The organism is Streptomyces sp. NPDC093546, from assembly GCF_044765045.1.
Lineage (GTDB): Bacteria > Actinomycetota > Actinomycetes > Streptomycetales > Streptomycetaceae > Streptomyces.
On record NZ_JBIWJG010000003.1, the window covers coordinates 26,695 to 46,103 of the forward strand.

Sequence of the window (19,409 nt, forward strand, 5' to 3'; positions counted from 1 at the left end):
TCGCAAGCCCTTCTGAATGGTCGGTAACCATTACGTGACGTGCTGGGGGCGGACGGCCAGACCCCCGTCCAGGCCGTCCGCCCCCGGTCCGGTGGTTACGCGTGGTGGCGGCGCAGGACGCGGAAGGCGGCGTACGCGGCCAGGGCCGCGAGGGCGAGGACGATGCCGGTCTCGACGAGCTGGACGGGCCAGAAGTGCGAGGCGGGGTGGTATTCGGCGTACCAGCCGGTGATACCGAGGCTCGCGGGGCAGTCGTCCAGGCCGCCGGTTGCCCGCCAGCACGCGTCGTACGGGAGTCGGCCGTGCGCGGTGACGTATCCGGACTCGAGCAGGAAGGCGTCCCGGGGGAGGGCCTGCATGCCGGTGAGCTTGTCGGTGCCCGGCCCGCTCAGCGTCAACGAAGGCCACACGTCCCACCGCAGCGAGCCGAGCGCCAACAACACCGTGCCGGTGACGACTCCCGTGACGGCCATGGCGGGCACGGTACGGCGCACCAGCTGGCCGACCACGGCCGCGACGGCGACGCCGAGCAGGCTGTACGCGGCGAGGACCGGGCCCGTCGCCTCGTACACGCCCCGGTCGGGCCAGCTGAGGTTGTAGCTGCCCCTGATCGGCGTCCAGCCGAACCGGAAGGCCGCGATCAGCACGGCCGACGTGGCCGCCGCCAGGACGGCCGCCACCATCAGCTTCGACGTGAGCCAGCGGGACGGTGCCACCGACTGGGTCCAGGCGACCTTGTACGTACCACTCTCCAGCTCGCGGGCGATCATCGGGCCCGCCACGAAGACGCCGATGAGGATCGGGACGAGCAGGAGGAAGGTCGAGGCGCCGTCCATCACCAGGCTCAGGATCCCCAGCGGGCTCATCTGACCGTTGAAGATCCGGTGCGGCACGGCGTGTGACCACCAGCGCAGTCCGGTCGCCACCGCCACGGCCAGGACCACCAGGCCGCCCGCCGTCCACAGCGCGCGCCGGTGCTGGCGCACCACGACCCGGCGCGGGCCGCTCACCAGGGAGGAGCTCATGCCGCCACCGTCCGGTCAGCCGTCGGCAGGAGCAGGGACGGGGCGTCGGGGGAGCGGAGATGGCCCAGCAACAGTTCCTCCAGGGTGGGTTCCATGGTCTGCCAGGAGCGGTCGTCGACCGGGCCTTCCCGGCGGACGAGCGCGGTGAGCTGGCGGCCGGTCGTACGGGACTCGATGACCGTGTGCGGGGCGAGGTCGCCGACCGGGCCCGTGACCAGCGTGTGGGCGGCGAGGATGTCGTCGATGCCGCCGCCGAGGCGGACCCGGCCGCCGTCGACCAGGAACAGGTAGTCGCAGGCGCCCTCCAGTTCGCCGAGGATGTGCGACGACATCACGACCGTCGTGCCGCGCTCGGCCGCGTCCGCCATGAGCGTGCCCATGAGCTGGTGGCGCGCGAGGGGGTCGAGGTCGGCCATCGGCTCGTCGAGCAGCATCAGTTCGGCGCGCTTGCCGAGTGCGAGGGCGAGCGCCACGCGGGTGCGCTGGCCGCCGGAGAGGCTGCGGATGCGGGCGGCGCGGTCCAGGTCTCCGACGGCGGCCTCGGCGGCTTCGGCGTCCCAGCGGCCGGGGTTGAGCTCCGCGCCCATGCGGAGGGTGTCGGCGAGGGTGAGCTGCGGGTACAGCGGCTTGTCCTGGGCGACGTACGCCACCCGGCGGCGGGCGGAGGCCGGGTCGGTGCCCAGGACGCGGAGGGTGCCGGCGGTCGGCCGCATCAGCCCTGCGGCGAGGGCGAGGAGCGTGGACTTGCCGGCGCCGTTAGGGCCGACGAGCGCGCAGATCCGGCTCTCCGGGAGGCGGAAGGAGCAGTCGTCCAGGGCGGGTGTGCGCCGTCCGTACCGTTTGGTGAGGCCGTGGGCCACCAAGGCGCTGGTCATGAGTCGTCCCCCTCGTAAGTCTGTTCGAGTACGGAGCCGAAGAGCGCCGCCACGTCGTCCCGCTCCAGCCCGGCCGCACGGGCGCGGGCGGCCCAGGCGGCCAGCTCGTCGCGGAGCGGGGAGTCGGCGGAGGTGCTGCCGAGCGTCTTCCGTACGAAGGTGCCGAGGCCGCGGCGGGCCTCGACCAGGCCCTCGCGCTCCAGTTCGCGGTAGGCCTTGAGCACCGTGTTCGGGTTGATGGCGGTGGCCTCGACGACCTCGCGCGCGGTGGGCAGCTTGTCGCCGGGCTCCAGGAGTCCCAGGCGCAGGGCCTGTTTGGTCTGCTGGACGATCTGGAGGTAGGTGGCGACGCCGCTGCGCCGGTCGATGCGGTACGCGACCACGTCCTTGCACCACCCTTTCACTAATCAAGTAGTGAAAGGGTGGTGCAAGAGAGGGCGAGGTGTCAACACCTCGCCCTCCGAGCGCTGTTACGCCTTCTTACGACGCGTCACGTCACATCAGGTCTCCGAGCGGTACATCAGGTCCACCTCGTGCGTCGCGAACCCCATCCGCTCGTACACCCGCACCGCCGCCGTGTTGTCCGCGTCCACGTACAGCATCGCCGTCGGCAGCCCCTGCGCCGCCAGGTGCCGCAGGCCGATCGCCGTCAGCGCCTTGCCGAGGCCGCCGCCCTGCGCCTGCGGGCTGATGCCGAGGACGTACACCTCACCCAGTCGCTCCTCGGCGTGCGTCTTCGTCCAGTGGAAGCCCACCAGCTCGCCGTCCGCTTCCCGTACGGCGAGGAAGAAGCCCTTCGGGTCGAACCATGGCTCCGCCTTGCGGTCGTCCAGGTCCCGCTGCGTCATCGATCCCTGCTCCGGGTGGTGCGCGAACGCGGCCGCGTTCACCGCGAGCCAGGCCGCGTCGTCCTGCCCCGGTACGAAGGTGCGCACGGTGATGCCCGGTGGCAGCTCCGGCTCGGGGATGTCCAGCGGCGCGAGCGGCCGGCGCATCTGGCGCAGCTCGCGGAAGAGCGTCAGCCCGAGGACCTGGGAGAGGTGGCGGGCGGCCGACTTGCCGCCGTGCGCCCACACGCGCAGCCGCTTGCCCGAGGCGGCGAGCAGCGCGGCGCCGAGCGCCCGGCCGTGGCCACGGCCGCGGTGCGCGGGGTGGACGACGAGCTCGGCGGCGGGCGCCTCGACCGGGTCGGTGTCCTCCAGCTGGGCGTACCCCACGAGCTCGCCGCTGACGGTGAGCAGCAGGTGCGAGACCCCCTCGCGCCGCCCGTGGCGCAGCTGGAGCCGCCCCTGCTCGGAGACGGCCTGCATCCCGTCGATGCGGGCGGCCTCGGCGAGCAGGTCGAGGACGTCCTGGGCCTGCGCGGGGGTGAGCTCGTCGAGGGTGTCGATACGTCGACCGGGCTCAATGCCGGGTACGGGGGCGTCAGTCGTCATGCGTATGAGCCTACGGCGAGGGCCTTTCGGAGGAAGGCAACCAGCTCGTAACCCGCTCCCCCCTGTTGCGCTACGCGCGTTGACTCTAGGCTGCGCTGGGCCCTACCCGTCCACACGCCTTGTCGTACCCAGAGGGGACAGATGTCAGCGACACACAAGAAGCAGCGCGCGGTCACGCGGATACTCGCCACCGCCGCCGGACTGGCGACCGTCGGAGCCGTGGTCGCAGCCCTGCCGGCGGGCGCCGACGACCGGGTGCAGGCCGCCGGGCACCACTCCGGCCGCACCGTCGACGTACAGCTGCTCTCCTTCAACGACCTGCACGGCAATCTGGAGCCCCCGGCCGGATCCTCCGGCGAGGTCAGCCACACGCACGCGGACGGCCGGGTCGAGAAGATCAAGGCGGGCGGCGTCGAGTACCTCGCCACCCACCTGCGCACCGCGCGCCAGGGCCACCCGTACTCCATCACCGCCGCCGCTGGCGACATGATCGGCGCCTCGCCGCTGATGTCGGGCCTCTTCCACGACGAGCCCACCATCGAGGCGCTGAACAAGCTCAAGCTCGATGTGACGTCCGTCGGCAACCACGAGTTCGACGAGGGGGCCAAGGAGCTCGCCCGGATGCAGAACGGCGGCTGCCACCCCACCGGCGGCTGCTACGAGGACGGCAAGACCTTCCCCGGCGCGAACTTCCCTTACCTCGCCGCCAACGTGACGGACGAGAAGACCGGCAAGCCGATCCTCGACCCGTACTTCATCTGGGAGCGCAAGGGCGTCAAGATCGGCTTCATCGGCGTGACCCTGGAGGGCACCCCGAACATCGTCACCGCCGAGGGCGTCAAGGGCCTGAAGTTCGGTGACGAGGTCGAGACGATCAACAAGTACACCAAGGTCCTGGAGCGCAAGGGCGTCAAGTCGATCGTCGCCCTCGTCCACGAAGGCGGCGCCCCGGCCTCGACCTCGTACAACTACGACTGCGACAGCCCGGGTGCGGGCGACGGGATCTCCGGGCCGGTCGTCGACATCGCGAAGAGGCTGAGCCCGCAGGTCGACGCCCTGGTCACCGGCCACACGCACCAGGCGTACGTCTGCACGATCCCGGACCCGAGCGGCAAGCCGCGCATGGTCACGTCGGCGTCCTCGTACGGCAAGCTCTACACGGACACGACGCTGACGTACGACCGGAAGACCAAGGACATCGTCCGTACGGCGGTGAAGTCGGCCAACCGCGTCGTCTCGCGCGACGTGGCGAAGGCCGCCGACATGACCTCGCTGATCGAGCGGTGGAACGCGCTCGCCGCACCCATCGCCAACAAGCCGCAGGGCTACATCTCCGCCGACATCAACGGCCGCGGCTCCACGGCGTACGAGAAGCCGCTCGGCGACCTGATCGCCGACGCGCAGCTCGCCGGGCTCGCCCCCGCCGACAAGGGCGGCGCGCAGATCGCGCTGATGAACCCGGGCGGTATCCGCTCGGACCTGGTGTTCAAGGCGTCCGGCGCCGAGGGCGACGGGGTGGTGACGTACGGCGAGGCGTTCACCGTGCAGCCGTTCACCAACATGATGAACGTCGTCGACCTGACCGGCGCCCAGCTCATTGCGGGTCTCCAGCAGCAGGTCAGCGGCTCCAACGAGGCCTCGCCGAAGATCCTCCAGGTGTCGAAGGGCTTCACGTACACCCTCGACCTGACGAAGACGGGCGCGGCCCGTGTCGACGCCGCCTCGGTGAAGCTGAACGGTGAGCCGATCGACCCGGCGAAGACGTACCGCGTCGCGATGAACGAGTTCCTCGCGGGCGGCGGCGACGGCTTCCCGGCGCTCGGCCAGGGCAAGAACAAGCTGGTGGGCGCGTCCGACCTGGACATGCTGAACGCCTACCTGGCGGCGAACTCCTCGCCGTCGAACCCGATCGCGCCCCCGGCGGCCGACCGCATCACGGTCGTCAAGTAGCGGGCGTCGCGTAGCGGGTACGCGTACGAGCACGGGGCGGGGCGGCCGGGACCATCGAGGTCCGGCCGCCCCGCTCATATGTGGGGGGCGGCCGCCGGGGGTGGCGTCGGCGCGCCCGGCAGGCGGATCACCGCGCGGGTGCCGCTGCCCTCCCGCGCGCCCACCGGGATCAGCCGCACCTCGCCGCCCGCCCGGCTCACGGTGCGGGCGACGATCGACAGGCCGAGCCCGGAGCCCGGCAGGCTGCGGGCCGACGGGGAGCGCCAGAAGCGCTCGAAAACGTGCGGGAGCTCCTCGGTGGGGATGCCCGGCCCGTGGTCCCGTACCGTCAGCTCGCCGTCCACCAGGGACACTTCGATCGTCCCGCCCGGCGGCGAGAACTTCACCGCGTTGTCGAGGACGTTGACCAGCGCGCGCTCCAGGCCGGCCGGTTCGGCCCGTACGTACCAGGGGCGGACGTCCTCGGCGGTGATCGTCAGCTCGGGGCCGCGCAGCCGCGCCCGCTGGATCGCCGTGTCCAGGATGTCGTGCAGCGCCACCACCTCCAGCCGGCCGCCCGGTCCGGTCGCGTCCGGCCGGGACAGCTCCTGGAGGTCGCCGATGAGCGCCGCCAGCTCCGTCATCTGCGCCTTGACCGACGCCATCAGGGCCCGCCGGTCCTCGGGCGGGATCGCCCGGCCGGTTTCGTCACTGCGCGCCAGCAGCTCGATGTTGGTGCGCAGCGAGGTCAGCGGCGTGCGCAACTCGTGCCCGGCGTCGGCGATCAGCTGGGCCTGCCGGTCGCGGGAGGAGGCGAGCGCGGCCGTCATCGCGTTGAACGACCGCGACAGGCGGGCGATCTCGTCCTCGCCCTCGACGGGGATGCGTACCGTCAGGTCCTCGGTCCGCGCCACGTGCTCGACCGCCCCCGTGAGCCGGTCGACGGGCTTGAGCCCGGTGCGGGCCACCCACAGTCCGGCGGCGCCCGCGCCGACCGCCCCGACCCCGGCGAGCAGGGCGAGGACGAGCGTCAGATCATCGAGCGCGTCCTCCACTTCGTTGAGGGGGCGGGCCACGGACACGGCACCGGAGTAGCCGGCCAGCGGATAGGTGAGCACGCGGTACTCGGAGCCGTCGGACGCCTTGGCGTTGTGCGCGGTCTCCTCAGCCCGGCTCTCGGCGACCGCGATGTCGGCGGACGTGACGGTGACGGACTGCTGGCCGGTGAGGACGCAGCTGTTGCCCTTGGCGTCGATGACCTGGATGGTCTGCTTGAACAGGTCCTGGTTGGGGAGGTCCGGCGGGGCGGTGCCCGGAGCCCGGCAGTTGCCCGCCCTCACCTGCCTGAGGACGGCGCCGGGGTCGACCCGTTTGTCCCGCAGCGCCTCGTCCAGCGAGCCCAGCAGCGCGCCCCGCACCATGAACCACGACGTCACCGCCACCGCGGCCACCGCCACCGCGACCGCGACCGCCGTCAGCAGGGCGAGGCGCGAGCGCAGCGGCAGCGCGTGGAAGCGTCGCAGTGGGCCCCTCATCCGTCGCCCCCCGTGCGCAGCACGTAGCCCACGCCCCGCACGGTGTGCACCAGGCGCGGCTCGCCCGCCGCCTCGGTCTTGCGCCGCAGGTACATCACGTACACGTCCAGGGAGTTGGAGCTCGGCTCGAAGTCGAAGCCCCACACCGCCTTAAGGATCTGCTCCCGCGTCAGCACCTGGCGCGGATGCGACAGGAACATCTCCAGGAGCGTGAACTCGGTGCGGGTCAGCTCCACGCGCCGCCCGCCCCGCGTCACCTCGCGCGTCGCCAGGTCCATCCGCAGGTCCGCGAAGCTCAGCACCTCTGCTTCTGGCTGCTCGCCCACGGTCCGGGCGTACGAGCTGCGCCGCAGCAGCGCGCGGATCCGCGCGAAGAGCTCGTCCAGCTCGAACGGCTTGACCAGGTAGTCGTCCGCGCCCGCGTCGAGTCCGGTGACGCGGTCGCCGACCGTGTCCCGGGCCGTCAGCATCAGGATCGGCACGGTCGACCGGGTGGCGCGGATGCGGCGCGCGGCGGTCAGGCCGTCCATGCGGGGCATCTGGATGTCGAGGACCAACAGATCGGGTGCGTACGCCTCGATCTTCGCGAGCGCGTCGACGCCGTCGACGGCGACCTCGGTGCCGTACCCCTCGAAGGCGAGGCTGCGCTGGAGCGCCTCGCGGACGGCGGGCTCGTCGTCGACGATCAGGATGCGCTCGGCGTCAGCGGGTCCGTTCACGGGGTTCATGAGGTTCACGGGGTCAGCCTCGCACGCGTTCAGGAGCCGTCGCGGAGCTCGTCGAGGTCGGCCTTGACGGTGTTGACGGGTATGGCGAAACCGAGGCCCACGCTGCCGGCGGTGGAGCCGGTGGCGGCGCTCGGCGAGTACATGGCGGAGTTGATGCCGATGACCTCGCCGTTCATGTTGATCAGCGCGCCGCCGGAGTTGCCGGGGTTGAGGGAGGCGTCTGTCTGGATGGCCTTGTACGTCGTCTTCGACTGGCCCGTGTCGCCGTTGAACTCCCGCCCGCCGAACTCGAACGGCCACCCCTGGCCCGGGGCCTGCGGCTGCTGGTCCTCCTCCTTGGAGACCGTCACATCGCGGTCGAGCGCGGAGACGATCCCGCTGGTGACGGTGCCGGTCAGCCCCTCGGGCGAGCCGATCGCGACGACCTGGTCCCCGACGCGCACCTTGCCGGAGTCGCCGAGCGTGGCGGGCTTCAGCCCGGAGGCGCCCTTGAGTTTGACCAGCGCGAGGTCCTTGCCGGGGTCGGTGCCGACGACCTCGGCGGCGTACGTCTTGCCGTCGTTGAGCCGGACCGTGATCTCGGAGGCGCCGGAGATCACGTGGTTGTTGGTGACGATCTCGCCGTCGCCGGTCATGATCACCCCCGACCCGGTGGACCGCCCGGCCGTGGACGCGGCCTTGATCTCGACGATGCTCGGCGACACTGCCTGCGCGACCCCGGCGACGGTGTTCTTGCTGGACTGCGCCACGCTGGTCCCGTTGACCGCGCTCCCCGCGCCCTCACCGCCCCGGCTCACCTGCTGCACCAGCGCCGACGCCCCGCCCCCTATCCCTGCGGCCGCGATGGCGACGGCGACGATGAGCGCGACGGGCCGCCGGGCCCGCTCGCGCCGCGGCGGCGCGGGCGCGTACCCGGGTGGCGCGTACGCCGGCGGCGGCGGATACGACGGGGAAGTCTGCTGCTGGTCACCTTGCGAGTAGTCCGTCATGCATACGACTCTCGATGCCGTACATGAGAGGACGCTGAGGACGCCCTAAGAGTCCGGACAGATTCCCGTATGCCGCATATAAAGAGCCGCGCGGAGCGCCTCTGCGCCGCCGCCTACTCCCCGTCGCACCCGCACGACCGGCGCACGATCAGCGCCGACGGGAACTGCTTCACCCGCTCCCGGCGCGAGCCCGCCACCCTGAGGCCGTCGTCGAGGACCAGGTCCACCGCCGCGCGGGCCATCGCCGGACGGTCGGAGGAGACCGTCGTCAGGGGCGGGTCCGTCAGGGCGGCCTCCTTCACGTTGTCGAAGCCCGCGACCGCGAGGTCGCCCGGGACGTCGAGGCGCAGCTCGCGGGCGGCGCGCAGGACGCCGATGGCCTGGTCGTCGGTGGAGCAGAAGATCGCCGGGGGCCGGTCCGGGCCGGAAAGGATCTTCAGGGCGACCTGGTACGCGTCGTAGCGGTTGTACGCGGCCTGGAACAGCCGGCCCTCCACCGAGCGGCCGGACTCCAGCATCGCGCGGCGCCAGCCCTCCTCGTGGTCGGCCACCGGGTCGCCGACCGCCGGGGTCGACTCGACGCCGCCGAGGCAGGCGACGTACGCGTGGCCGTGCTCCAGCAGGTGGCGGACGGCGAGCTGGGCGCCGCCGATGTCGTCCGTGACGACCGCGACGTCGTCGATGGCCTCGGGCCGCTCGTGCAGCAGCACCACGCGGGCGTCCCACGCCTCGATCTCCTGCGCGGCGCGCTGGCTGGGGCCCTGGCTGACCAGGATGAGGCCGGCGACCCGCATGCCGAGGAAGGCCCGCAGGTAGTGGAGCTCGCGCTCGTCGCGGTAGTCGGAGTTGCCGACGAGGACCATCTTGCCGCGGTCGGCGGCTGCCCGTTCGACCGCGTGCGCCATCTCCGCGAAGAACGGCTGCCGGGCGTCGGGGACGATCATGCCTATGAGGTCCGTGCGCCGCGACGCCATGGCCTGGGCGACCCGGTCGGGCCGGTAGCCCAGCTCCTTGATCGCTGCGAGTACCCGCTCGCGCGTGGCCGGGGCGACCGGCCGGGGTCCGTTGTTGATGACGTAGCTCACGACCGCGGTCGAAGTACCCGCAAGTCGTGCCACGTCGTCCCGCGTCACCTTGGCCACGCGCCGCAGTCTACGCGGGGTGACCTACCTCTGGGCAGGTCGTACGGCCGCTTCCTCGACCTCTTCGGTGTCGGCCGTACGGGTGACGGCGGCCTTTTTGGCCTCCTTCGTACGGGCTTCGTCGGCCGCGCGCTCCACCTTCTCCGGGGTGACGAACCGGTAGCCGACGTTCCGGACGGTTCCGATGAGCGACTCGTGCTCGGGCCCCAGCTTGGCGCGCAGCCGCCGGACGTGGACGTCCACCGTCCGCGTACCGCCGAAGTAGTCGTAGCCCCAGACCTCCTGCAGCAGCTGGGCACGGGTGAAGACCCGGCCCGGGTGCTGGGCGAGGTACTTCAGCAGCTCGAACTCCTTGAAGGTCAGGTCCAGGACCCGCCCCTTCAGCTTCGCGCTGTACGTCGCCTCGTCGACCGACAGGTCGCCGTTGCGGATCTCCATCGGGGAGTCGTCGGCGGTGATCTGCTGGCGGCCCATCGCGAGGCGCAGCCGCGCCTCGACCTCGGCGGGGCCCGCCGTGTCCAGCAGGACGTCGTCGATGCCCCAGTCGGCGGTGACGGCGGCCAGTCCGCCCTCCGTGACGACCAGGATCAGCGGGCAGCCGGGCCCGGTGGAGCGCAGGAGCTGACACAGCGACCGCACCTGCGGCAGGTCGCGGCGGCCGTCGACGAGGATCACGTCGGCACCGGGGGTGTCGACGAGTGCGGGGCCCTCGGCGGGCGCCACGCGCACGTTGTGCAGCAGCAGTCCGAGGGCGGGGAGCACCTCCGTGGACGGCTGGAGGGCATTGGTCAGGAGCAGCAGAGAGCTCATCGCGACGCCCCACCTGCCCGGGTCGTCGTTCCTCGGTCGTGCACGGTTCGCTCGCCCATAACGTCGGTTCCTCCTCGGTCCCTGCGAGGACGTCCTGTGGCACTGCTGTCGACTCCCGCGCCCAGAGAGCCTTTGTTCATCCGCCTGTAACAACGGTGGCGAAACACAAAAGGACCCGGGGGCTGCTTCGCCCGGATCCTCTTCCCAGCACAATAGCCGACATGGGATCCGAGGCAGAGGGCGCGTTTCACATCGCGGATGTTTCCTCGGTCACTCCTGGACTTCTGCGCGCCACCCTCCGTACCCCTGACGGGATCCGTATCGAAGCGGTACACGAGCCGCATATGGGCCATAGGGACAGTGTTGCGGACACGGCCATCGTTGTCGCCCACGGCTTCACCGGCTCGGTGGACCGGCCGGCCGTCCGGCGGGCGGCCCAGGCGTTCCGGCGGCGCGCGGCGGTGGTGACCTTCTCCTTCCGCGGGCACGGCCGCTCCGGCGGCCGCTCGACGGTCGGCGACCGCGAGGTGCTGGACCTGGCCGCCGCCGTGAGCTGGGCCCGGGATCTTGGGTACACGCGCGTGGTGACGGTCGGCTTCTCCATGGGCGGCTCGGTGGTGCTGCGGCATGGCGCGCTGTACCGGGACGACCCGAGGGCGCGCGCGGACGCGGTCGCCGCCGTGAGTGCTCCCGCGCGCTGGTACTACCGGGGTACGGCTCCGATGCGCCGGCTGCACTGGGTGGTGACCCGGCCCGCCGGGCGCCTGGTGGGCCGCTACGGGCTGCGCACCCGCATCCACGACCGCGACTGGGACCCGGTGCCGATGCCGCCGGTCGAGGCGGTGCCGCTGATCGCGCCGGCGCCGCTGCTGATCGTGCACGGCGACCGCGATCCGTACTTCCCGCTGGACCACCCGCGGATGCTGGCGGCGGCCGGACCGTCCGAGCTGTGGCTGGAGCCGGGCATGGGCCATGCCGAGAACGCGGCCGACGACGCCCTCCTCGCCCGGCTCGCGGACTGGCTGTCGGCGGCATAGCCCATCATGGATGCCGACGAGGCCGATGAGGCCGACGAGAGGAGTGCCGCTATGGCAGCGGGGACCATCCGCTACTGGGCCGCGGCCAAGGCCGCCGCCGGGACCGCCGAGGAGCCGTACGCCGCGGAGACCCTGGCCGAGGCGCTGGAGGCCGTGCGCGAGCGGCACCCGGGCGAGCTCGCCCGCGTGCTCCAGCGGTGTTCCTTCCTGGTCGACGGCGACCCCGTCGGGACCCGGGCGCATGAGACCGTACGGCTGGCCGAGGGCGGCACGGTCGAGGTGCTCCCGCCGTTCGCAGGAGGGTGAACCGCACACCATGAGCAGCAGCGACCAGCAGTACCCGCCGTACGGCGAGTCGTCGTACGGCGGGCCGTCGTACGAGCAGCAGGCGTACGGACAGCAGACCTACGGGCAGCAGGCCTACGGCCACCAGGAGCCCGAGCCCGGCGTCGCGCAGACGTGGCAGGGCCAGACCTGGGACACGAACTACCAGCCGAGCGTCCAGGAGCAGCAGGCGGCGGCCCAGGCCCAGCCTCCGGCCCACCCCCAGGCCCAGTCCCCGGTCTCGTACCCGCTGCCGCCCGAGGTGCCGTACGACACCCCGACGACGATGCTGCGCCCGGTGGCGCCCGAACCGGCCCCCGCCGTGGCGGAGGTCCCCGAGTACGGCGCGCCCACCACGCTGGGCAACGTCCAGATGACCGCCGCCCAGCGCGCCCGCGCCGAGGGCCGTTCGCCGATCATCGAGCCCGGCGTCCAGCCGGCCGCGCTCACGGCGCTGCTCGGCGTCCTGCTCGCCGCGGGCGCCGCACTCTCCCCGTACGGGCTCCTCGTCCCGCTGGTGCTGCTCCAGGCCGTCACGGCCGCCGGATGGTTCCGGCTCAACGGCATGTGGCCGGCCCGGCAGGGCATCGCGCTCGCCTTCGCGGGCGGCGTCACCGCCGACATCGCGCTGCTCGCCGCCGGTGAGGAGCACGCGCCCGTCGCGATCCTCGGCACTCTCGGGGTGTGGGTGCTGCTGGTGCTCGTGCTCCAGCTGCGCAGTCACGCGGGCGCCGACGAGCGGCAGTACGGGCTGATGGCCACGGTGGCCTCGTCGGCGCTGGCCGTCGTCGCGGCCGGGTACCTCGCCGCCGCGCCGGACGCGGTGGTCGTGGGCGCCCTCGCGGCCGCGGCCGCGGTGCTCGTCCGCGCGCTGCCGCTGCCGGGTGCCGTGACGCTCGTCGGGGGCCTGCTGGCGGCCGCGGGAGCCGGGGCGGCGGCCGGGGGGCCGGTCGGCGCCGGGCCGCTCGGAGGCGCGCTGCTGGGGCTCGGGGCCGGGGTGTGCGCGCTGATCGGCCACCGGGTGGCGAGCTACGACTATCCGTCGCGCTTCGTGCACATGACGGCCGGGGTGGCGCTGCCGCTCGCGGTCGCCGCGCCCGCCGTGTACCTGCTGGGGCGCGTGCTGGTGTGACGGCGCTGGTGTGACGGCTGCGGCTGACGGCCGTGGCTTTTCGTGAGGGAACCAATGAACGATCCCGTACGTCGATCATGACGTGACGGGGGGCCGGGCGCGACAAGGGTGGGGGATCACCGAACCATGCGAGCACTGCGAATACTGTTGATCACCGCCGTGGTACTCGGTGGCCTCTTCATCGCCGCGGACCGGCTGGCGGTGAACTACGCGGAGGGCGAGGTGGCCGGCAAGATCCAGGCCCAGCGGGGCGTGGGCGGCGGCTCGGCGGACGTTTCCATCAAGGGCTTCCCCTTCCTGACGCAGGTGCTGGGCAAGGAGCTCGACGAGGTCGACGTCACCCTCAACGGCGTCGAGGCGCAGGCCGGCGGTCGCACGCTGCACATCGCCCGGATGACCGCCGCGCTCCACGACGTGCGGCTGGGGGGCAACTTCTCCACGGCCACCGCCGCCACCGCCACGGGCACCGCGCGCGTCTCGTACGCCGAACTCGCCAAGGCGTCCGGCGAGGACGTCACCGTCGGCTACGGCGGCAACGGCAAGGTGAAGGTCACCGGCTCGGTGCAGGTCCCGGTGCTGGGCAGCGTCACGCGCAGCGTGCTGTCGACCGTGAGCATCGCCGACGGCGACACGATCCGGGTCCGCGCCGACGAGGTGCCCGGCGAGGGCATACCCGGCGTGGAGGAGCGGGTCCGCGAGCGCACGGACTTCGACCGCTCGGTCGCCGGCCTGCCGGCCGGCCTGAAGCTCCAGAAGGTCGAGGCGACGGCCGAGGGCGTCGTCATCACGCTGACCGGCACGAACGTCGTCCTGGCGGGCTGACGAACGAGCTCCATGGGGCCGTGGCCACATGGTGAGACGGCGGCGTCCGCTCCGTAAACCACCTGCGACGACGGCCTGAGGGGCGAGGGGTCGGGGAGGCTCCGGGGCCCTACCCCATCCCACATTGCGGACGATCGCGTCTCGAAATGCGACACGCCGGTGACACGGCCGCCCGTCCGTCCCTACGATCTGACCCATGAAGCGACAGGCGGAACTCACGAAGCGGCGGGCAGTAGACCTGTGCCGCGTCGCCGCCATGCTCTGTCGCTCCGTCTGAGCGGGACCCCAACCTCCCGCCTTCCCCCGGGCCCTTGAGCACCTCGGGCCCATCCCCCGTGCCGAACGCAGCCGACGAGCGCGCCCGTCCCCGCGTACCCCGTACACGACGAGCGACCGGCGGCCCGCCGGCACCACCCGCCACACCCCGCCGCACACTGCCCCGGAGGAGAAAAGCATGAGCCGCAGCGACGTCCTGGTAGACGCCGACTGGGTCGAGGCCCACATCGACGACCCGAAGGTCGTCATCGTCGAGGTCGACGAGGACACGTCCGCGTACGACAAGAACCACATCAAGAACGCCGTCCGGATCGACTGGAAGCAGGACCTCCAGGACCCGGTCCGCCGCGACTTCGTCGACCAGGAGGGCTTCGAGAAGCTCCTGTCCGCGAAGGGCATCGCCAACGACGACACCGTCGTCCTCTACGGCGGCAACAACAACTGGTTCGCCGCGTACGCCTACTGGTACTTCAAGCTGTACGGCCACGAGAACGTCAAGCTGCTCGACGGCGGCCGCAAGAAGTGGGAGCTCGACTCCCGCGACCTGGTCGACGGCTCCGAGGTCCCGAACCGCCCGGCCACCCAGTACAAGGCCAAGCCGCAGGACACCTCGATCCGCGCCTTCCGCGACGACGTCGTCGCCGCCATCGGCAGCCTGAACATCGTCGACGTGCGCTCCCCCGACGAGTTCAGCGGCAAGCTGCTCGCCCCGGCGCACCTCCCGCAGGAGCAGTCGCAGCGCCCCGGCCACGTGCCGAGCGCCCGCAACATCCCGTGGTCGAAGAACGCCAACGACGACGGCACCTTCAAGTCCGACGAGGAGCTCAAGGAGCTCTACGCCCAGGAGCAGGTCGACCTGGCCAAGGACACCATCGCCTACTGCCGCATCGGTGAGCGCTCGGCCCTGACCTGGTTCGTCCTGCACGAGCTGCTCGGCCAGGAGAACGTCAAGAACTACGACGGCTCGTGGACCGAGTACGGCTCCCTCGTCGGCGTGCCGATCGAGCTCGGCGCCAACAAGTAATCCGGACCTCCCGTCCACCCCTCACACCCCTCAGGAGTACCCATGTGTGGAGCACAGGCCGGCGGCCCGGACGCTTCGACGATCAAGCCCGGTGAGACCACGATCCAGGGACAGGTGACCCGTAACGGCGAGCCCGTCACTGGTTACGTCCGCCTCCTGGACTCGACCGGCGAGTTCACCGCCGAGGTCCCGACCTCCGCGACGGGCCAGTTCCGCTTCTACGCCGCCGAGGGCACGTGGACCGTCCGCGCGCTGGTCCCCGGCGCCACGGCCGACCGCACGGTCGTCGCGCAGCAGGGCGGCCTGGCCGAGGTCGCGATCGCGGTCTGACGGCGACGACGCTCTGACGGCGACGTCACACATACCGGCCGAAGGGCCGCACCTCCTGGGGGTTGGACGCTTACCGGGACCGAGGTGCGGCCCTTCGGTCGTACGCTGGACGTATGTACGCGCAGCGCCGGCGTGTCTACTTCCGGATGATGACGGCCTGCCTGGTGCTCTTCGTGGGCGCCTGGGCCGTCGTCCGGTTGTGGTCGGTCACGGCGGCGGTCGTGATGTGTTTCGTCGCCATGGTCATCCCGCCGGTCGCCGCGATGATCGCGAACCGGCGCGGGCCGGACGACCGCTGGTGGGACGACCCGTCCGGCGACCCGAAGTCCGACGAGTGGTGGGACGAACTCGACGGCAAGCGAAAGCGCCAGTAGGCCCGCGTCAGTAGACGAGCGCCTGCGTCCCCTCGGCCAGCGCCTCGCTGACGAAGACCTGCGCGCCCGCGATGCGCACGCCCTCCAGCACGTCCTTCTCCGTGATCTCGCGGCGCGCCGCGCACTGCGTGCACAGCGTGATGCGCCCGTTCGCCTGGATCGACTCGATCAGATCCGGCAGCGGCGCGGCGTGCGGCAGCTCGAACTCGGCCGCGCGCCCGGGCAGCGCGAACCACGACGACTCGCCGGTCAGCCAGAGTGAGACCTCCACTCCACTGGCCACGGCCACCGCCGCCACCGTGAACGCCTGCGAGCACCGCTCGGGGGCGTCGGCCCCGGCGGTCACCTTGATCACGAGCTTCTTCGCCATGGTCGAACTGTAATGCGCGGCGGCACAACCCCCCTTGGGTCTCACGTGTCACCTGGGTGACGCGGGTAACGGAACCTGCACCTCTGGTCTTGTGGGGGGACCCCTTTGGACACCGAAACACCGGCACCGCCGAGCCCCGCAGTGCGTCGGCCCCGTGGCCGTACCGCCCTGCTGCTCGCCCTGGCCGCCGTACTCGGCACCGTCGGCGGCACCACCGCCGGCTACACCATCCAGGCCGACCGCGCCCCGGAACCGCTGCCGCCGCTGAATCAGCCGGGCTTGGCGTACCCGGCGAAGCCCCTGCCGAAGGGCCAGGAGCCGGAGCCGCTGAGCGCCTCCGAGGACCACCAGGTCAAGACGGACGGTGACCTGCGGAAGCTGCTGCTGCCGACGCCGAAGGGCGCGCGGAAGGACGCGCGGCTGTCGGGCGACGAGGGGTGGATGGACCTGCCTACTTACGTCGCCTCCGGGTCCCTGTTTGGAATTCTCGCGACGGACGGTCTGCGGAGGATCGCCGTAACGGCGTGGGACGAGGGCGAGCACCGCACCACGACGATCCACCTCGTCCAGTACCGGCCGGGCGGCAAGGCCATGGCGCTCCACGAAGTCCAGGCGCACGTCGACAACATGCCCGACGCCTACGACGGTGCCGGAAATACAGGTGATCCGCTGAACGGCAGCGGTAACGGTCGCTACTACCTCTACACGTCGTGGGAGGACGCAGACTCCCGTTTCCACCGCGCGCGGGCCCTCTTCTTCCGGGGCGACGTGGTGGCGGACATCAACATCTACGACAGCGAGCCGATCGACAAGGACGACATCAGCAGGCTCGCCGAACGACAGCTGGAGCGCCTGTGAGCAAGGTGGTGGGAGTTGTCCTGCCGACGGTGCTGGTGCTCGGAGCGGTCGTCGGTGGTGTGACGTACACGAAGAACACGGTCGACCGTGCGGACAGGACCACGCCCACGGTCCTGTGGGCGGGGGACAGGAAGCCGCCGGACAATGACCCGGCGGGTGAGGTCGGCAAGGGCCGTTCCTCCACTCCCATGAGCAAGCTGCTGATGCCGGTTCCGGAGGGTTACAGCCTCGGCCCCGACATCAGGGAGTTCGGAAACGACGGCGAGATGGACGGGAAGCAGGCGGCGGCGTTCCTCAAGGATGCCGCCCGGGGCCTGACCGGGAAGGACCGAAAGGACGCCTACCGCCGGATCGACCAACTGGGGCTCCAGGGCATCGCGGCGCGTTCGTACGCCACCTCCGACGACAGGCTCTGGGGCGGATCCGTCCTCTTCCAGGTGCAGATCGTCCGGATGAAGGACCGGTCGAAGATCCGTGACCTGCACCGCCTGCGGGTCCAGATGGCGGAGGCGCTGAACCTCGAGGCCGGCCCGAAGATCAAGGGCCGTACGAATGTCGGCTGCTATACGGCGCCGTCGCCCCGGGGGTTCCGTGAGCAGGAGGGGCTGGGGCACGTCCTCTGCACGGCGTACGAGGGTGACCTCTCCGTGACCCTGGAGGCCTGGTCCGACGAGGAGAACGCCCCACCCTTGATCGCCGAGCTCGTCCAGAGCCAGCTCGACCACATCAAGTCGCCGGGGGAGTACGTATGACCGTCGAGACCGCGCCCGCCCCCGAAGCTCCCGAAACCCCCGCCGCGCCCCGCCCGCCCCGGCGTCGGCTGCGTGCCCTCGCCCGCTGGGCCACCGCCGTGCTGGTGTGCGGCGGTGTCGGCACCGGCGTGGCGTACGGGATCACCTCCATGGACCGGGGCGACGTCCCGGGGCTCGCCACCGCGAGTGACGGGCGCTGGGCGTATCCGAAGCTGGCGCTCCCCGCGCTGCCCGAGGGCTCGCCGCGTCCCTTCACCGAGGGCAACGAGGGCGAGGTGCACCACGCCGACCCGCGCGCACTGCTGCTGCCCGCGCCGGCCGGTGCAGTCGTCGACAAGGGGCTCGACGGCGGCTGGGTCACCGTCGACCGGTACCTGGCCGAGTACGAGCCGGACCAGCGCGCCGAGCTGCGGCAGGCGCTGACCGACCTCGCGGTGCGCAACATCACCGCGCGCGGCTGGACCATGCCGGACGGCACGCGCAGCCGGGTCTACCTGCTGCGGTTCGGCTCGGTGGCGTACGCGCAGATGTTCCAGTCCGAGAACCTCCGGGCCGGTGCCGACGCGGGTGTCCCGCCGACCGGCTCGCCGGTCCTGGAGCCGGACGGGGAGTGGCCGGGGCCCGACCTCGTGCAGGACACCTCCTCGTACGCGTACGAGGAGACCAAGCCGTACGGGCCGGAGCGGACCCGGCTGGCCTACATCGTCGCCGGCGACACCGTCGCGATGATCGTGCAGTCCCGCAAGGGCGACACCGCCGAGGTGCCGTTCCACCAGACGGTCGTGCTGCAGAACCAGCTCCTCGGCTGACGCCGGGCGCAAGGCGCACGGGCGCACGGGCGCACCTCACACCGAGGGGCCGGGTCCCACCCATTACGCTGGGAGCCGGCCCCTTCTTCACCCACATCGCTCACCGAGGAGCACCCGTGCTTGAGGCTTTCTTCTCCGCCCTGCTGGTCCTGGTCTGCGTCGGCGTCGTCGCCTTCGCCGCCCTGACCGTGAAGAAGCTGTACCAGGGCCAGCGCTGACCACTCCCACCGACCGACAGAGCTGCTCATGATCGAGATCCCGTCCGACCTGAACCCCGACCTCGTTCCCCTCGCGTTCCTCCTGGGTACGTGGGAGGGCGCGGGTGTCTCCGACTTCCCCGGTGCCGAGAAGTGCAACTTCGGTCAGTCCGTGACCTTCAGCCATGACGGGCGGGACTTCATCGAGTACACCTCCCGCACCTGGGTCCTGGACGCCGAGGGCCAGAAGGTCCGCCCCCTGGAGAGCGAGAGCGGCTACTGGCGCATCGACAAGGACCGCAAGGTCGAAATCGTGATGGTGCGCGACCAGGGCGTCGTCGAGGTGTGGTACGGCGAGCTCGCCGACCAGAAGCCGCAGATCGACCTGGTCACGGACGCCGTCGCGCGCACCGCGGCCTCCGGCCCGTACAGCGGTGGCAAGCGGCTGTACGGCTATGTGAAGGGCGACCTGATGTGGGTCGGCGAGAAGTCGACGCCCGAGGTGCCGCTGCGGCCGTACATGTCGGCGCACCTGAAGAAGGTCGTCACGCCCGACGAGGTCGCGGCGTGGGCCAAGGACCTGGGCGACCTGCCGGACGACGGCATCGCCTTCTTCAAGTAGGCCCGGTGAATCG

General features: G+C 71.6%; 23 protein-coding genes. 13 read left to right on the forward strand and 10 right to left on the reverse strand.

Translation table 11 applies throughout. The features are described from left to right. Nucleotides 1-95: 95 nt before the first annotated feature. The 4 genes from ACIRNI_RS06465 to mshD form a co-directional block, all read right to left on the reverse strand. Nucleotides 96-1,025: an ABC transporter permease gene (locus tag ACIRNI_RS06465; RefSeq protein WP_403548881.1), complete on the reverse strand. Its 930-nt coding sequence runs from the start codon at nt 1,023-1,025 to the stop codon at nt 96-98. Then, complete coding sequence (locus ACIRNI_RS06470; protein ID WP_403548883.1) at nt 1,022-1,900, reverse strand: ABC transporter ATP-binding protein; 879 nt, start codon at nt 1,898-1,900, stop codon at nt 1,022-1,024. Before ACIRNI_RS06470 ends, ACIRNI_RS06465 begins: the two co-directional genes overlap by 4 nt. Further along, nucleotides 1,897-2,283: a GntR family transcriptional regulator gene (locus ACIRNI_RS06475; RefSeq protein WP_403548885.1), complete on the reverse strand. Its 387-nt coding sequence runs from the start codon at nt 2,281-2,283 to the stop codon at nt 1,897-1,899. The genes ACIRNI_RS06470 and ACIRNI_RS06475 overlap by 4 nt, the downstream gene beginning before the upstream one ends. A gap of 117 nt (nt 2,284-2,400) precedes the next feature. Further along, a complete protein-coding gene (mshD, locus tag ACIRNI_RS06480; RefSeq protein ID WP_403548887.1) occupies nt 2,401-3,336 on the reverse strand; it encodes a mycothiol synthase in 936 nt (311 codons plus the stop codon). A gap of 141 nt (nt 3,337-3,477) precedes the next feature. Between mshD and ACIRNI_RS06485 the strand changes: the two genes are divergently transcribed. Continuing rightward, nucleotides 3,478-5,286: a bifunctional metallophosphatase/5'-nucleotidase gene (locus tag ACIRNI_RS06485; protein WP_403548889.1), complete on the forward strand. Its 1,809-nt coding sequence runs from the start codon at nt 3,478-3,480 to the stop codon at nt 5,284-5,286. A gap of 74 nt (nt 5,287-5,360) precedes the next feature. Here ACIRNI_RS06485 and ACIRNI_RS06490 read toward each other — a convergent pair whose 3' ends face one another. The 5 genes from ACIRNI_RS06490 to ACIRNI_RS06510 all read right to left on the reverse strand — a co-directional run bounded on the left by ACIRNI_RS06490 (nt 5,361) and on the right by ACIRNI_RS06510 (nt 10,469). Further along, entirely contained in the window at nt 5,361-6,800 is a 1,440-nt protein-coding gene (locus ACIRNI_RS06490) for an ATP-binding protein (RefSeq protein ID WP_403548890.1), read from the reverse strand. Further along, on the reverse strand, nt 6,797-7,519 hold the full coding sequence (locus ACIRNI_RS06495; protein WP_403548892.1) for a response regulator transcription factor: 723 nt from the start codon (nt 7,517-7,519) through the stop codon (nt 6,797-6,799). The genes ACIRNI_RS06490 and ACIRNI_RS06495 overlap by 4 nt, the downstream gene beginning before the upstream one ends. Nucleotides 7,520-7,557: 38 nt before the next feature. Continuing rightward, complete coding sequence (locus tag ACIRNI_RS06500) at nt 7,558-8,517, reverse strand: S1C family serine protease (protein ID WP_403548894.1); 960 nt, start codon at nt 8,515-8,517, stop codon at nt 7,558-7,560. A gap of 113 nt (nt 8,518-8,630) precedes the next feature. Continuing rightward, nucleotides 8,631-9,659, reverse strand: coding sequence for a LacI family DNA-binding transcriptional regulator (locus ACIRNI_RS06505; RefSeq protein WP_355365072.1), 1,029 nt, complete (start codon nt 9,657-9,659; stop codon nt 8,631-8,633). Nucleotides 9,660-9,683: 24 nt separating this feature from the next. Continuing rightward, nucleotides 9,684-10,469: a response regulator transcription factor gene (locus ACIRNI_RS06510; protein WP_355365068.1), complete on the reverse strand. Its 786-nt coding sequence runs from the start codon at nt 10,467-10,469 to the stop codon at nt 9,684-9,686. A gap of 221 nt (nt 10,470-10,690) precedes the next feature. Here ACIRNI_RS06510 and ACIRNI_RS06515 point away from each other — a divergent pair, with 221 nt between their 5' ends. From ACIRNI_RS06515 to ACIRNI_RS06550, 8 genes are all read left to right on the forward strand, one after another. Beyond that, the gene (locus ACIRNI_RS06515) at nt 10,691-11,506 is read left to right on the forward strand and encodes an alpha/beta hydrolase (RefSeq protein ID WP_403548896.1); all 816 of its coding nucleotides are present in this window, start codon (nt 10,691-10,693) and stop codon (nt 11,504-11,506) included. 51 nt (nt 11,507-11,557) lie between these two features. Next, on the forward strand, nt 11,558-11,812 hold the full coding sequence (locus ACIRNI_RS06520) for a MoaD/ThiS family protein (protein WP_355365062.1): 255 nt from the start codon (nt 11,558-11,560) through the stop codon (nt 11,810-11,812). 10 nt (nt 11,813-11,822) lie between these two features. Continuing rightward, nucleotides 11,823-12,962, forward strand: a complete 1,140-nt coding sequence (locus ACIRNI_RS06525) for a hypothetical protein (protein WP_403548898.1) — start codon at nt 11,823-11,825, stop codon at nt 12,960-12,962. A 126-nt stretch (nt 12,963-13,088) separates the two neighbouring features. Next, on the forward strand, nt 13,089-13,784 hold the full coding sequence (locus ACIRNI_RS06530) for a DUF2993 domain-containing protein (protein WP_403548900.1): 696 nt from the start codon (nt 13,089-13,091) through the stop codon (nt 13,782-13,784). Nucleotides 13,785-13,980: 196 nt separating this feature from the next. After that, a complete protein-coding gene (locus ACIRNI_RS06535; protein WP_352021666.1) occupies nt 13,981-14,061 on the forward strand; it encodes an Ms5788A family Cys-rich leader peptide in 81 nt (26 codons plus the stop codon). Between the two features lie 177 nt (nt 14,062-14,238). After that, nucleotides 14,239-15,084, forward strand: coding sequence for a sulfurtransferase (locus ACIRNI_RS06540; RefSeq protein WP_355365053.1), 846 nt, complete (start codon nt 14,239-14,241; stop codon nt 15,082-15,084). 42 nt (nt 15,085-15,126) lie between these two features. Then, nucleotides 15,127-15,414 carry a DUF1416 domain-containing protein gene (locus ACIRNI_RS06545; protein ID WP_355365050.1) on the forward strand — a complete coding sequence of 96 codons (288 nt, stop codon included), beginning with the start codon at nt 15,127-15,129 and terminating at the stop codon, nt 15,412-15,414. Nucleotides 15,415-15,527: 113 nt separating this feature from the next. Next, nucleotides 15,528-15,788 carry a DUF3099 domain-containing protein gene (locus ACIRNI_RS06550; protein ID WP_403548903.1) on the forward strand — a complete coding sequence of 87 codons (261 nt, stop codon included), beginning with the start codon at nt 15,528-15,530 and terminating at the stop codon, nt 15,786-15,788. Nucleotides 15,789-15,795: 7 nt separating this feature from the next. On the opposite strand, the gene ACIRNI_RS06555 is transcribed toward ACIRNI_RS06550, so the two are convergent. Beyond that, nucleotides 15,796-16,158 carry a DsrE family protein gene (locus tag ACIRNI_RS06555; protein ID WP_403548905.1) on the reverse strand — a complete coding sequence of 121 codons (363 nt, stop codon included), beginning with the start codon at nt 16,156-16,158 and terminating at the stop codon, nt 15,796-15,798. 141 nt (nt 16,159-16,299) lie between these two features. Here ACIRNI_RS06555 and ACIRNI_RS06560 point away from each other — a divergent pair, with 141 nt between their 5' ends. From ACIRNI_RS06560 to ACIRNI_RS06575, 4 genes are all read left to right on the forward strand, one after another. After that, nucleotides 16,300-17,016 carry a hypothetical protein gene (locus ACIRNI_RS06560; RefSeq protein WP_403548907.1) on the forward strand — a complete coding sequence of 239 codons (717 nt, stop codon included), beginning with the start codon at nt 16,300-16,302 and terminating at the stop codon, nt 17,014-17,016. Continuing rightward, nucleotides 17,013-17,768, forward strand: coding sequence for a hypothetical protein (locus tag ACIRNI_RS06565; protein ID WP_403548909.1), 756 nt, complete (start codon nt 17,013-17,015; stop codon nt 17,766-17,768). Before ACIRNI_RS06560 ends, ACIRNI_RS06565 begins: the two co-directional genes overlap by 4 nt. Beyond that, nucleotides 17,765-18,577 carry a hypothetical protein gene (locus tag ACIRNI_RS06570; RefSeq protein ID WP_403548910.1) on the forward strand — a complete coding sequence of 271 codons (813 nt, stop codon included), beginning with the start codon at nt 17,765-17,767 and terminating at the stop codon, nt 18,575-18,577. Before ACIRNI_RS06565 ends, ACIRNI_RS06570 begins: the two co-directional genes overlap by 4 nt. A 246-nt stretch (nt 18,578-18,823) precedes the next feature. Beyond that, a complete protein-coding gene (locus ACIRNI_RS06575) occupies nt 18,824-19,396 on the forward strand; it encodes an FABP family protein (protein WP_355365032.1) in 573 nt (190 codons plus the stop codon). The last annotated feature ends 13 nt before the right edge of the window (nt 19,397-19,409 follow it).